General features: G+C 68.1%; 12 protein-coding genes and 4 tRNA genes. 11 read left to right on the top strand and 5 right to left on the bottom strand.

Annotation, left to right across the window (positions count from 1 at the left end; genetic code table 11):
- The first annotated feature begins 21 nt into the window (after nucleotides 1-21).
- From FHU38_RS09650 to FHU38_RS09675, 6 genes are all read left to right on the top strand, one after another.
- Nucleotides 22-909, top strand: a complete 888-nt coding sequence (locus FHU38_RS09650) for a bifunctional DNA primase/polymerase (protein ID WP_243852222.1) — start codon at nucleotides 22-24, stop codon at nucleotides 907-909.
- Nucleotides 909-1,931: a DUF5131 family protein gene (locus FHU38_RS09655; RefSeq protein WP_167169165.1), complete on the top strand. Its 1,023-nt coding sequence runs from the start codon at nucleotides 909-911 to the stop codon at nucleotides 1,929-1,931. Before FHU38_RS09650 ends, FHU38_RS09655 begins: the two co-directional genes overlap by 1 nt.
- Nucleotides 1,931-2,416, top strand: coding sequence for a WhiB family transcriptional regulator (locus FHU38_RS09660; RefSeq protein ID WP_167169168.1), 486 nt, complete (start codon nucleotides 1,931-1,933; stop codon nucleotides 2,414-2,416). Before FHU38_RS09655 ends, FHU38_RS09660 begins: the two co-directional genes overlap by 1 nt.
- Nucleotides 2,416-4,128, top strand: coding sequence for a hypothetical protein (locus FHU38_RS09665; protein WP_243852223.1), 1,713 nt, complete (start codon nucleotides 2,416-2,418; stop codon nucleotides 4,126-4,128). The genes FHU38_RS09660 and FHU38_RS09665 overlap by 1 nt, the downstream gene beginning before the upstream one ends.
- A gap of 322 nt (nucleotides 4,129-4,450) precedes the next feature.
- Nucleotides 4,451-4,684, top strand: coding sequence for a helix-turn-helix domain-containing protein (locus FHU38_RS09670; RefSeq protein ID WP_167169171.1), 234 nt, complete (start codon nucleotides 4,451-4,453; stop codon nucleotides 4,682-4,684).
- A complete protein-coding gene (locus tag FHU38_RS09675; RefSeq protein WP_167169174.1) occupies nucleotides 4,668-5,840 on the top strand; it encodes a tyrosine-type recombinase/integrase in 1,173 nt (390 codons plus the stop codon). Before FHU38_RS09670 ends, FHU38_RS09675 begins: the two co-directional genes overlap by 17 nt.
- 65 nt (nucleotides 5,841-5,905) lie before the next feature.
- Here the strand turns inward: FHU38_RS09675 and FHU38_RS09680 are convergent.
- The 4 genes from FHU38_RS09680 to FHU38_RS09695 all read right to left on the bottom strand — a co-directional run bounded on the left by FHU38_RS09680 (nucleotide 5,906) and on the right by FHU38_RS09695 (nucleotide 6,718).
- Nucleotides 5,906-5,980: transfer RNA gene (locus FHU38_RS09680), tRNA-Val, on the bottom strand.
- 1 nt (nucleotide 5,981) lies between these two features.
- Nucleotides 5,982-6,053 (bottom strand) — tRNA-Cys (locus FHU38_RS09685).
- Nucleotides 6,054-6,108: 55 nt separating this feature from the next.
- Nucleotides 6,109-6,181: transfer RNA gene (locus FHU38_RS09690), tRNA-Gly, on the bottom strand.
- A gap of 111 nt (nucleotides 6,182-6,292) precedes the next feature.
- On the bottom strand, nucleotides 6,293-6,718 hold the full coding sequence (locus tag FHU38_RS09695) for an SsgA family sporulation/cell division regulator (protein ID WP_009155023.1): 426 nt from the start codon (nucleotides 6,716-6,718) through the stop codon (nucleotides 6,293-6,295).
- A gap of 351 nt (nucleotides 6,719-7,069) precedes the next feature.
- Here FHU38_RS09695 and FHU38_RS09700 point away from each other — a divergent pair.
- From FHU38_RS09700 to FHU38_RS09715, 4 genes are all read left to right on the top strand, one after another.
- A tRNA-Val gene (locus FHU38_RS09700) sits at nucleotides 7,070-7,144 on the top strand.
- Nucleotides 7,145-7,692: 548 nt separating this feature from the next.
- Entirely contained in the window at nucleotides 7,693-8,919 is a 1,227-nt protein-coding gene (locus FHU38_RS09705; RefSeq protein WP_390623255.1) for a sugar transferase, read from the top strand.
- A 39-nt stretch (nucleotides 8,920-8,958) separates the two neighbouring features.
- Entirely contained in the window at nucleotides 8,959-11,004 is a 2,046-nt protein-coding gene (gene thrS, locus FHU38_RS09710) for a threonine--tRNA ligase (protein WP_167169177.1), read from the top strand.
- A complete protein-coding gene (locus FHU38_RS09715; RefSeq protein ID WP_167169180.1) occupies nucleotides 10,994-11,545 on the top strand; it encodes an HIT family protein in 552 nt (183 codons plus the stop codon). The genes thrS and FHU38_RS09715 overlap by 11 nt, the downstream gene beginning before the upstream one ends.
- A gap of 6 nt (nucleotides 11,546-11,551) precedes the next feature.
- On the opposite strand, the gene FHU38_RS09720 is transcribed toward FHU38_RS09715, so the two are convergent.
- Nucleotides 11,552-12,097, bottom strand: a complete 546-nt coding sequence (locus FHU38_RS09720) for a YceI family protein (protein ID WP_167169183.1) — start codon at nucleotides 12,095-12,097, stop codon at nucleotides 11,552-11,554.
- 246 nt (nucleotides 12,098-12,343) lie between these two features.
- Between FHU38_RS09720 and FHU38_RS09725 the strand changes: the two genes are divergently transcribed.
- Nucleotides 12,344-12,892: a MarR family winged helix-turn-helix transcriptional regulator gene (locus FHU38_RS09725; protein ID WP_167169186.1), complete on the top strand. Its 549-nt coding sequence runs from the start codon at nucleotides 12,344-12,346 to the stop codon at nucleotides 12,890-12,892.
- Nucleotides 12,893-12,992 lie beyond the last annotated feature (100 nt).

Consider the following 12,992-nt stretch of genomic DNA (forward strand, 5'->3'; position numbering starts at 1 on the left):
GACAACCCCGGAAGGTTCACAATGGACACCACGGCCATGACCGTGAACGACAACCCGCTCATGGAGTGGGCGCTGTATCTGGCCGCGATGGGCTGGCCGGTGTTCCCGCTACGGCCGGGCACCAAGCGCCAGCCCGCGGTGAAGGACTGGGAAAACCGCGCCACCCGCGACCCCGACCGTATCCGCCGATGCTGGAGTGCTGACCGCTACAACATCGGCGTGGCGACCGGCCCGGCCGGGCTCGTGGTCGTCGACCTGGACGCCCCCAAGGACGGCGAGGACGGGCCGGACGGGGCGAGCGCGCTGGCCGAGTTGGCCGCCGAGCGTGGCGGGCCGCTGCCCGCGACGTTCACCGTGGCCACGCCCTCGGGTGGACGGCACTGGTACTACCGCTGCCCACCCGGTGTGCGGCTGCGCAACACCCAAGGCCACATCCGCGCCCGCGTGGACACCCGCGCCGGAGGCGGATACGTGGTCGGGCCGGGCTCGACCACCCCCGAGGGCGGCTACGAACTCCTCGACGAGCGCGACCCGATCGACCTCCCCGCCTGGCTGGTCCAAGCCTGCGCCGAAAGGCCCGTGACGGCCCTGTCAACGCCCGTTCAGATCCGCTCTCACAACACCAGCGCCTACGCGACGGCCGCGCTGCGGGGCGAGTGCCAACGGGTGCGACAGGCGCAACCAGGCCGCCACAACGAGGTGCTGTCCTCGGCCGCTTACACCATCGGCCGCAAAGTCGGAGCCGGGCTCATCGACCACCACACCGCCCGCGCCGACCTCATCACCGCCGGAAACACCCTCATCGGCCCCGACCACTGGCCGCCGAATGCCCGCGAGGTCGCCCGCGTCGTGGACGCCGGGCTCACCAAAGGCGCCACCAACCCCATCCACAGCAAGGAGATCGCCTGATGAGCGCCACAACCGGTATCGAGTGGACCGACGCCACCTGGAACCCCGTCACCGGCTGCACCACAGTCAGCTCCGGGTGCGACCACTGCTACGCCAAGACGTTCGCCGAACGCTGGCGCGGCACCAAGGGACATCACTTCGAGCGCGGATTCGACGTTCAACTGCGCCCGGACAAGCTCGACTTGCCGCTTCGCTGGCGCAAGCCGCGCAGGGTGTTCGTCAACTCCATGTCCGACCTGTTCCACGATGCCGTCTCCGACGAGTTCATCCTCGGCGTGTGGAAGGTGATGGCGCGGACTCCGCAGCACACCTACCAGATCCTCACGAAGCGCCACGCCCGGATGCGCTCGTTCGTGCGGCGACTCGCGTTCGCGGGGCCAACACGCGAGGAGCGGGCGGGCGGCATCACTGGCAGCGTTCCCTACCTGTTCGCCGACGGCGACGAGAACCAGCGCATCGGTGAAGTCCATCCCCTTGCGAACGTGTGGCTGGGCGTGTCCGTCGAGAACCAGCGGTGGGCCGACATCCGCATCCCCGCCCTGCTCGACACCCCCGCCGCCGTGCGGTTCCTCTCGTGCGAACCGTTGTTGGGGCCGGTGGACCTGACGACGTGGCTGAAGCATCCACAGCACGCGTGCGACCGCTGCGACCCCGACGGGCCGATGGACTGGCACAGCGGACACCTGTGGGGCCTGTGTCGCTGCCCCTGCCACCCACCCAGGCCCGCCCGGCCGAACTGGGTGATCGCCGGAGGCGAGTCCGGGCACGGCACCCGCCCCATGCACCCCGACTGGGCACGCACCCTGCGCGACCAATGCCACGCCGCCGGTGTGCCGTTCCTGTTCAAACAGTGGGGCGAATGGGCGCCAGACGAGCTGCGGTTTGCCGCCGGCAATGGGCCGGGGCCTGCTCGGCACTACTTCCCCGACGGCTCGTTCATGCGCCGTGTCGGCAAGCGCCGCGCCGGACGCGTGCTGGACGGCCGCACCTGGGACGAGTTCCCGCGGCGGGGGGTGGCGTGATGGCCGTGCCGCGCCCGTGGAGCCAGCCACACACCCTGCAGGGCGCCACCCCCGGAGGGCGTGTGCCGGTGGCGTGGTCCACCTACCACCCCACGGCACGCGAGGAGGGGTGGCGGGCCCGCGCCGCCTGCGCGACACCGGAGGTCGATCCGGAGGTGTTCTTTCCCGAACCTGGCCCCGGCATGGCCGAGCAGATCGCGGCGGCCCAGCGGGTGTGCGCCGGGTGCCCGGTGCGGGAGCAGTGCCGCGACTACGCCCAGCGGCAGGGGGAGCGGCACGGGATCTGGGGCGGGCACAGCACCCGACACCTACCCCGTTCCCGTGGGGTGCACACGACCACCCGCCGCCGGACGGCCGCGGTGGCCCGGTTGAGCCGCGCGGGACTGACCGTGGACCAGATCGCCGACCGACTGCAGGTGACCGCCCGCACGGTGGGTCGCTACCGCGCCCGACCCGAACTGCTCGACCACACGGAGGCCGCTTGATGAGCACGACACCCAACACCGCCCCCGAGCACACGCCCGACACTGGTGAGGCCGCCGCGACCGGGCGGGGCCGGTCGCGGTTGTGGTCGATCGGGGCGAGTGGCCGGGCCAGGCTGCGGGTGGGGGCGGCTCCGGAGACGATCCGGGTGCTGACCGCCGCGCTGGATTCCCGCATCATTCCCGACACCTACGTGGCCGACGGCGCCCCCGTGGTGGTGGAGGGCGTGTCCGGGGCGGCGGACCCCACCGCGGGCGATGAGGACGTGGCGCTGCCGCTGACGGCGTCGGTGCTCAAACCCCCATTGCTGGCCAGCCTGCTGGCCCAACACGCCGACGTGGTCCGCCCCCGCGTCGACGACAAGGGCGGCACGGTGGATGCGGAGGTCTCCCCACCGGGGCCGGTGCTGGCCGCCGTGCTGGCCCGCCGCTCCTGGCCCGGCCTGCCGGTGCTGCGCCGGATCATCTCCACCCCGGTGCTGCGCCCGGACGGCACCCTGCTGCAAACCCCCGGCTACGACGCCGCCACCGGCTACTACCTGACCGACAACACCCACCTACCCCAAGTGCCCGAACAACCCGGCCCCGAGCAAGTCGAGGCCGCCCGCGCGTTCCTGCTGGAACGGTTCCTGCGCGATTTCCCCTGGCGCAGCGCCGCCGACCGCGCCAACTACCTCGCGCTGCTGGTCACCCCGATCATCCGCCCGTTCACCCGCTCACTGTCCCCGTTCGGAGTCATCGACGCCTCCATGCCCGGCAGCGGCAAAACCATCCTCGCCGGGTGCGTGGGGCTGCTGGTGGGGCAGCGGGTGCTGACCTGGACCGACAGCGAGGACGAACTGCGCAAGGCCATCACCACCGTGCTCGCCGACGAATGCGGGGCGGTGGTGTTCGACAACCTCACCGAAGGCACCGTCATCGACTCCGCTGTCCTGGCCCGACTGGTCACCGAACGCACCTGGACCGACCGCCGATTGGGCACCAACGCCGCCGCCACCTTCCCCAACGATCGGCTATGGCTGGCCACCGGCAACAACCTGCGCACCGGCGGAGACATGGCCTCGCGCACCGTGTGGGTGCGCCTGGACCCCGACTGCCCCCGCCCCGAAGCCCGCACCGGATTCACCATCCCCAACCTCGACACCTGGATCCTCGACCCCATCAACCAGGCCACCGTGCTGTGGCACCTACTCGTGCTCATCCTGGACTGGACCAACGCAGGCGCCCCCACCGCGCACTCGGTGCCCTCCATGCGGCAGTTCACCCGCTGGGCCCAACACCTCGGCGGATTCCTGCAGCACCACCACATCCCCGGATTCCTCGCCAACAACGAACACGCCCGCGACCTCGACGACGACGCCGCCGAATGGCGCGCGTTCCTGCTCACCTGGCACCAACTCCACCGCGACCAACCCCTCACCGCCCAACAACTACGCGCCAGCGCCGAAACCTACGCCGGGGCCGACCCCTGGGCCGGGACCTTCCCCACCACCGCCACCGGCAAACCCCTCACCGCCAAAGCCCTCGGCCGCCGCCTCACCGGACAACTCGACCGCTGGCGCGGCGACACCGTACTACGCAGCGTGATCGACCCCGCCCACAACTGCCGCGCCTACTGGGTCCAGCACAACCCCCACCACACCCAACCCCCCGAAACAAACCCGGAAACCCGGAAACCCGGCACCACCCCACCTGAACAGCAACAACACCCCTAAACGATCACCGGGTTTCAACCACAACACCCGGCTCCAAACCCGGAAACCTCCGGGTTTCCGGGTTTGGCACACCCGACCACCACACCAAACCCGGCAGCAAAACCCCAGCACAACCCCCACACACCGGGTTTCCGGGTTCCTGGAAGCCACCCCCGGCCCCTACAACATTTCGCCCCCAACACCCCCTCCGTACCCGCCACCCAGCAACCCAGCAACCCACCAGGCGAATACGGAGAGCAACCACCCACCCACCAACGAAAGGACACCCCCATGCCCACTCCCGCCACCAACAAGCCCCACCACACCAAGGAGAACTCAGTACATGGCGACCCCATCGGTGACGTGCGAGGACGTGCCGCATCGCCACCTATACCGAATTCCCGAAGCAATGACGCTGCTGTCGATGAGCCGTTCAGTGATCTACGAGCAGATACGGGCCGGGCGCTTGCGGACGGTCAAGCAGGGACGCGCCCGCCTTGTTCCCATGCAAGCCATTGAAGAGTACGTGCAACTGCTGATCCAGGAATCGGAGGGATGCGTTGGCAAAGCGGCGTAGCCGAGGTGACGGCGGCCTGTCGTGGGACAAATCCCGGCAACGGTGGGTCGCTTCGATCACGGTCGGATACACCCCCGCCGGAAAACGGATCGTCCGCCGAGCACGCGGACGAACGAAGACCGAGGCAAAGAACAAGCTTGATGCCCTGATTCGCGATCACGCCGATGGCTTCCTTACGGAGGCGAGCAATTTCACCGTCGCTGAGGCGGTAGACGACTGGCTCGCTTACGGCCTGGCGGGCCGTGCGGAGAGCACAAAGGAGAATCGGCGGATCATGATGGAAACGCATGTCAAGCCACTTCTCGGCGCGCGAAAACTGCGGGAGCTGACGGCCGAAGACGTCGACAAGTGGTTGGCAGACAGGGCGACCGTGCTCAGCACGTCGACGTTGCAGCGCGTGCGTTCGTTGCTCGCGCAGGTTGTCGCTCGCGCGCAAGCAAGGGACAAAGTCAAGCGCAACGTGGTGCTACTGTGCGCCTGTCCGACTGGGCTTTCCGGCCGGCCGTCGAAGGCCCTGACGATGCCTCAAGCGGAGGCGTTGCTGGAGGCATCGACGAGGTTCCGTACGCCAGCGATTCGTGCCTACGTGGTGGTGTCGCTACTCACTGGTGGGAGAACGGAGGAAATGCGCGCGTTGACGTGGGATCACGTCGATCTCGTGGGTGTACCGGAGGCGGACCCGCCGGTTCCACCAAGCATCCGCGTGTGGCGGTCTGTGCGCGTGTCGGGCGACACAAAGACACGTCTGTCGAGGCGGACGCTCGCAATGCCTCAGCGCTGCGTTGATGTATTGAAGGTACAACGAGACGCGCAAGCGGTGGCGCGCCAGAGGGCGGGGGAGAAGTGGGAAGACATGGACCTCGTGTTCAGCACCCGCACGGGCGGCAAGCTGGCAGCCGGGAACGTACGTCGTGCGTTCCGACTGATAGCAAAGGAGGCTGGGCTGGAGCCGGGTGAGTGGACCCCGCGCGAGCTTCGGCACAGTTTCGTCTCGCTGCTGTCAGACAGCGGGGTGCCGCTCGAACAGATCTCTCGCCTCGTCGGTCACAAGGGGACGGCGGTCACCGAGATGATCTACCGGCATCAGATCACACCGGTGATGGTTGAGGGGGCGGCGGCTATGGACCAACTGTTCCCCACCGATGGCGAAGCGTAGTTACTCAGTTAGGTACTCACCAGCAAAACAGCCCCCGTCCCGCTTATTCGGGATGGGGGCTGACCTGGTGCGCGATACTGGGATCGAACCAGTGACCTCTACCGTGTCAAGGTAGCGCTCTCCCGCTGAGCTAATCGCGCGAGGCGGAGACGGGAATCGAACCCGTGTACAGGGCTTTGCAGGCCCTTGCCTGAACCACTCGGCCACTCCGCCGTGTTCTGTGGATCGGGCAGCTGCCTGATCCAACTGCGGAATGCCGCCGCAGTCGAGCGGACGACGGGATTCGAACCCGCGACCCTCACCTTGGCAAGGTGATGCGCTACCAGCTGCGCTACGTCCGCGTTCCCGGTTCCGGGCCGGTCGGCCCTTCGCCGTGGCGTGTGCGCAAACTGTATCGGATCACCCCTCGGCCGGGTGCACCGGGGGTGCTCATCGCGGGCGGGTGCCGCTCTTCAGGTCAGATCGTTCGGGATGAGATGCGTCAGCGCATCGTCGACGTCGACCCAGAGGTGCTCGTTGCCCGGCAGCACCACGTCGTAGGTGCGGTCGAGGAAGTCCGCGAGCTCCTGGGCGGAGGCCTCGAACATGGCGTGGCCGGACGGCGAGTTCAACTCGATGAGCACGGACTCCGGGTCTTCGATGGAGGGCCGGATTCGCACATCCCCGTCGCCGGCGTCGCCGAGCAGGCCGTCGGCGAGCAGGTCGCGGGCGTACACCCATTCGACCCAGCCCGCCCTGCCGGTGCGGAATGCCGCCACGACCGCGTAGGGGTCGCGCGTGTCGTAGCGCAACTCGACTTTCACCGGAACGGGAGGCGTCCGCGGCGCCAGTAGATCGAAGACCGCCGTTGACCGCAGCGTCACGTGATCGTTTCGCATGGTCGTACCCTTCTGCTCCCTCCCCGGCCTGTCGGCCGAGTCCTGCCTGTGAGACGCGCCCCGGCGCAGGCTCGCTCACCAATTCTCCGAAGACCACACGTACGTGTGTATCGGGCCTGGTGATCGCGCTCCACGTACATACTGCTTGGTTTGGCGTCGTCGCGATAGAACCGTCGCGCGAATGTCGCAGGTGACCTCTGTCCTCTCGGCCGCTCATCCCCGGTCGGAATCCCGGCTCAGCAGGAGGTTGTGCGTTCCGTGGTGGGGGATGTGCGCACCGTGCTGACCTTGATCCCACCCGGCCGCGTGGCCCGAATCGGCGTCCGGTAAAGTCTGTGCCACACCGCGAGGGGGCGATTAGCTCAGCGGGAGAGCGCTTCGTTCACACCGAAGAGGTCACTGGTTCGATCCCAGTATCGCCCACCACAAGCTTCTGTTGTCAGACCCGGCGGCCGCCTGGTCTTCTTCGTGTTCCCGTCACAGCTTCGTCCAACCCACCGCGCTGTCCCACGATTTCCTGTCGTGAGTCACGACACGTCGTCTGTTACTCAGCATGCCCGACCCGACACTTTCGGTGATCTTACCTGGTCTCCACAATGGATCGACTCACTCTCCAGCAGGCACGCCGAGGTGGCCTGTTCCGACACCGCGGTGCCGTTGACCACCTGATGTCACCCCTCCGCTGAATACAGTGGGTACTCGGCAGCTCCGCGGCATGGTCACGTGTCGTGATCGTCAGGTGACCTCACCGTCGCCTTTGGTCGCTTTCAGAAGCCCGCTCTGCCAGGGAATCCGATGTAACAGGGGACCAGCCCAGTACGGGACCTCGTCATGAGATCCGTATCCCGCTACCGAGCGTGTGTTCGCTCTGGTCACTCTCCGCGTTTGTCTGCGGCGGGATGACGTGACATCGCGGCGCGCGACGCCCGGTCGCGGAACCGATTGACGCGGGGAGGCTCCATGGACGAGTCGGCATGGCCGTCGTCGCCGTCCGACCACGGGCTGCCCGGGGAAGCGCGCACTCGGCGTTTCGGGCCATCACGGCGGTTTCCAGGGCCGCGCGGTCGGCTCCGGCCGCCATGGCATGGGAACGCCGGTACCGCAACTGGGTCATCGGCAGCGACATCGTGGTGACCGTCGTGGTCGTGACCGCGAGCGGCGTGCTGATCGGCGGCGTGGGGCGGTTCGACGAGCCGCATGCCGCGGCAACCGCGGCCGCCGTCCTGCTCGCCCTTTCCACGTGCAGGGCGTGGAGCCAGCAGGGGTCGGTGAGGGCACCGAGGAGTTCCGCAGGGGTCGGAGCGGCGTTGATCGTCGCCTTCGGTGGGTTGCTCGCGGGCGCGCTGGAAGTCAAGCCGTGGGTGTTCTCCGTAGTGCCCGCGGTGGCCGCCGCGATCTTCCCGGCGCGCTACGCGCTGCGCAGGTTGTTGCACCGGGCCAGGCGCCATGGCCAGTGCCTGCTTCCGGTGATGGCGGCGGGTAACCCGACACCGTGCGGGAACTGGTGGTCGCCCCCGTGCTCATGGAGGTCGCCGGTCCGCCTGGTGCTGGCCGCCCCCGCGCTGTTGCTGATCGCGCTGGCGATCAAGGTGGGCGACCCCGGTCCGGTCGTCTACCGGCAGCGACGCGTCGGCACGGACGGCGACACCTTCACCATGCTCAAGTTCCGCACGATGGTGGTCGACGCCGACGCCGTGCGAAAGGACCTGCTCGCCCACAACGAGGGCTCGGGTCCGTTGTTCAAGATCCGTGACGATCCCCGGGTAACGGCTGTCGGCGGGCTGCTGCGGCGCTACTCGGTGGACGAGTTTCCGCAGCTGGTCAACGTGCTGGCCGGGCAGACGTCGCTCGTGGGGCCCCGCCCGCCCCTGCCTGAGGAGACCGAGCGCTACGAGCCGGAGGCGCGGCGCAGACTCCTCGTGAAGCCGGGCCTGACGGGTCTGTGGCAGGTGAGCGGTCGCAGCGAGCTGTCGTGGGAGGGACGGCGTTCGACTCGACCTTCGCTATGTGGAGGACTGGTCGCTCGCGCTGGACCTGGTGATCCGGTGGAAGACGCTGCGGGCCGTCGTTTACGGTCGCGGCGCGTACTGAGCGGGGAACTCGCGGGCAGGAACGGGGAACTCGCGGGCGGGAGCGGGGGACTCGCGGGCGGGAGCGGGGGACTCGCGGGCGGGAGCGGGGGACTCGCGGGCGGCGGCTAGCATCGACATGTCAAGTAGGTCACGTGTCAGGAGTTCGCCGTGTCACAGTCGTCGCCCGTCGCAGCCGTGCCAGCCCCACGTGTGGTGGTGCGCGCGGGCACTACGGCGGGCTCGGCGGTACGCGAGGCCGGCCTGCCGAGCAAGGGCGCCGACGCCGTCGTGGTCGTGCGTGACGCCGACGGCGGGCTGCGTGACCTCGCGTGGGTTCCGGAGCACGACACCGAGGTGGAGCCGGTCCCGGCGAACACCGAGGACGGCCGCGCCGTCATCAGGCATTCGGCCGCGCACGTGCTGGCGCAGGCCGTGCAGCAGCAGTTCCCGGAGGCCAAGCTGGGTATCGGGCCGCCGGTGAAGGACGGCTTCTACTACGACTTCGCCGTCGACCGGCCGTTCACACCGGAGGATCTGCAGGCGCTGGAAAAGCGCATGAAGCAGATCATCAAGGCCTCGCAGCAGTTCTCCCGCCGGGTCGTGGAACCCGCCGCCGCGGAGTCCGAACTCGCCGACGAGCCGTTCAAGCTGGAACTGATCGGGCTGAAGTCGGACCAGGGCGTTCAGGACACTGTGGACACTTCCGAGGTGATGGAGGTCGGCGAGGGTGAGCTGACCATCTACGACAACCTCGACCCGCGCACCAAGGAGCGCGTGTGGAGCGACCTGTGCCGGGGCCCGCACGTGCCCACCACCAAGTACATCCCCGCCTTCAAACTGACGCGGGTGGCGGCGGCGTACTGGCGCGGCAACGAGAACAACCCGCAGCTGCAACGCATCTACGGCACGGCTTGGGAGTCGCAGCAGGCGCAGGACCACTACCTGGAGCTGCTGGCCGAGGCCGAACGGCGCGATCACCGCAGGTTGGGCGCGGAGCTGGACCTGTTCTCCTTCCCCGAGGAGATCGGGTCCGGGCTGCCGGTCTTCCACCCCAAGGGCGGGATCATCAGGCGGGAGCTGGAGAACTACTCACGAAGGCGGCACGAGGAGTCCGGCTACGAGTTCGTGAACACCCCGCACATCAGCAAGAGCGGGCTGTTCCACACCTCCGGCCACCTGCCGTACTACGCGGACACGATGTTCCCGCCGATCCCGTTCGAGGGCGAGGACTACTACCTCAAGGCCATGAACTGCCCGATGCACCACCTGATCTACCGCTCGCGCGGGCGGTCATACCGGGAGCTGCCGCTTCGGCTGTTCGAGTTCGGCACCGTATACCGCTACGAGAAGTCCGGCGTGGTGCACGGGCTGACCCGGGTGCGCGGGCTGACCATGGACGACTCGCACATCTACTGCACCAAGGAGCAGATGCCCGGCGAGTTGCGCTCGCTGCTGCGGTTCGTACTCGACCTGCTCGCCGACTACGGGCTTTCGGACTTCTATCTCGAACTGTCCACCCGAGGGGAGTCGGGCAAGTTCATCGGTGAGGACCGGGAGTGGGAGGAGGCGACAGAGACGCTGCGGCAGGCTGCCCTGGAGTCCGGGCTGGAACTGGTGCCCGACCCCGGTGGCGCGGCGTACTACGGGCCGAAGATCTCCGTGCAGGCCAGGGACGCCATCGGCCGCAACTGGCAGATGTCGACGATCCAGCTCGACTTCAACCACCCCAGGCGGTTCGAGCTGGAGTACACCGCGGCGGACGGTTCGCGGCGGACGCCGGTGGTGATCCACCGCGCGCTGTTCGGGTCGATCGAGCGGTTCTTCGGCGTGCTGACCGAGCACTACGCGGGCGCGTTCCCTGCGTGGCTGGCACCGGTGCAGGTGGTGGGCATCCCGATCGCCGACGAGCACGTCGAGCACCTTCGTGGCGTGGAGAAGGCGTTGCGTGCCAAGGGAATTCGGGCCGAAGTGGACACCAGCGACGACAGGATGCAGAAGAAGATCCGTACCCACACCACGCAGAAGGTGCCGTTCCTGCTGCTGGCAGGCGGCAAGGACGTCGAGGCGGGCGCGGTGTCGTTCCGGTTCCGCGACGGCGGGCAGGTCAACGGGGTGCCGGTGGCGGCGGCGGTGGAGGCCATCGCGGACTGGGTCGCCCGCAGGGAGAACTCCTCGCCGACCGCTGGTGCTCTGGAGGCGATCGTTGCGCGGTAGCGGCGAGGGGCGCGAGTACGTCGAGCAGGACGGGGTCGGGGTCGTCGACCAGTTGCAGCGGTTGTGGACGCCGCACCGGCTCGCCTACATCAAGGGAGAGAACAAGCCGGACGGTGACGAGGCGGGTGGCTGCCCGTTCTGCAGGCTGATCGGGATGGCCGACACCGATGCGCTCATCGTCGGCCGCGGTCGCCTGGTCTACGCCGTGCTCAATCTGTACCCGTACAACCCGGGGCATCTCATGGTGCTGCCCTACCGGCACGTCGCCGACTACACCGAACTCACCGGCGAGGAAACCATGGAGCTGGCCGAGTTCACCCAGCACGCGATGACGGTGATCCGGTCGGTCTCGGCCGCGCACGGCTTCAACATCGGGATGAACCAGGGCGTCATCGCCGGCGCCGGAATCGCCGCCCACCTGCACCAGCACGTGGTGCCGAGGTGGGGCGGCGATTCCAACTTCATGCCGGTGATCGGCCATACGAAGGTGCTACCGCAACTACTCGGCGAGACCAGGCAGTTGCTGGCCGACGCCTGGTGACCTCGCTCAGGGCAGCATCAGGCCTTCGAGGTTCAACTCGACCTTGATCTTGTCGGAGACCACGGCGTTGGGTAGGCCCGTGCCGACCTCGAAGTCGCCTCGGTTGAGTTCCGTGGTCGCCGAGACACCGATGACCTTGCTGCCCTCGATGAGGCCGTCTCCGAAGCCGCCCAGTTCGGCCGTCAAGGTGACCGGCCTGGTCACGCCGTGCAGCGTCAGCTCGCCGTCGATGAGGTAGTCAGCACCGTCGGCACGGATGCCCGTCGAGCGAAAGCTCAGGGTGGGATGGTTCTCCACGTCCAGGAACTCGGCGTCGCGGACGTGGTTGTCGCGTTGCTCGTTGTTGGTGTCGATGCTGGCGGCGTCGATGGTGGCCGTCACGCTGGAGTCGAGGATGTTCTCAGCGGTGACGATCGTGCCCTCGATCCCGGTGAAGCGGCCGCGCACCTTGGAAACCCCGAGGTGGCGCACGACGAATGTGACGTCGGAGTGCACCTCGTCGATGGTCCAGGTTCCGGTGAGGTAGCCGGGGATCTCGGTGGTAGCTGTCATGTGGCGTTCTCCTGTGCTTGGTCGGTCGCGGGCCGCTCATGATTGAGGCCTCAACTACTGAGCATAGCCGGTTATGATTGAGAGCTCAATCAAGGTGGCGTGCGCGTGCGGATGCCTTGCCGGGCGGCGCCGTGCGATCGTGGGAGTCCCCGGGTCTTCGGGCGCGTTGTCTCGTTGCACCCTGGTGTCGCCCGACCGGTACCCGAAGATTTAATTGAGTATTCAATCAGGGGTAGAATGAGTGCTATGTCCGAAGCTCGCTGGCTCACCGATGCTGAGCAGCGTGTCTGGCGGGATTTCTCGGCCGCGGTCGACATGCTCAGGGCGCACCTGGAGGCGCAGCTGCAGCGGGATGCCGGCATGCCCGTCACCTACTACCAGGTTCTGGTGGCGCTCTCCGAGGCTCCGGGCAGGGTGCTTCGCATGAGTGACCTGGCACTGGCGACGCGGTCGTCCCGCAGCAGGCTCTCCCACGCGGTCGCTCGGATGGAGGACAGCGGCTGGATCAGACGCGAGGCCTGTCCCACCGACAAGCGGGGCGCGTTCGCGCACCTCACCGACGCGGGTATGGCGGCGATCGAGGCGGCGGCGCCCGGTCACGTCGAGGCCGTGCGCACGAGCTTGTTCGATCCGCTGACACCGGAGCAGGTCGAGCAGTTGGGCAAGATCAGTGCCGCGGTGCTGGCGCGGTTGCGCCCGGTGTGCGCAGCGGCTGCCGCCGAGCAGGAGGAGTCCGAGCAGGCCAAGGCCGGGCAGCCCGCGCGCGGCGAGCGGCTGGCGGCCGGGCAGGAGTGATCCGGCGCGCGGGAACGGGACATCCCGCAGGCGGTGCCGGCCCGGGTCGATAGGGTGCGATTCGTAGGAATCGACCAGCAGGCAGCCGCACCTCCTAGGA

This window comes from Saccharomonospora amisosensis (genome assembly GCF_011761185.1).
Lineage (GTDB): Bacteria > Actinomycetota > Actinomycetes > Mycobacteriales > Pseudonocardiaceae > Saccharomonospora_A > Saccharomonospora_A amisosensis.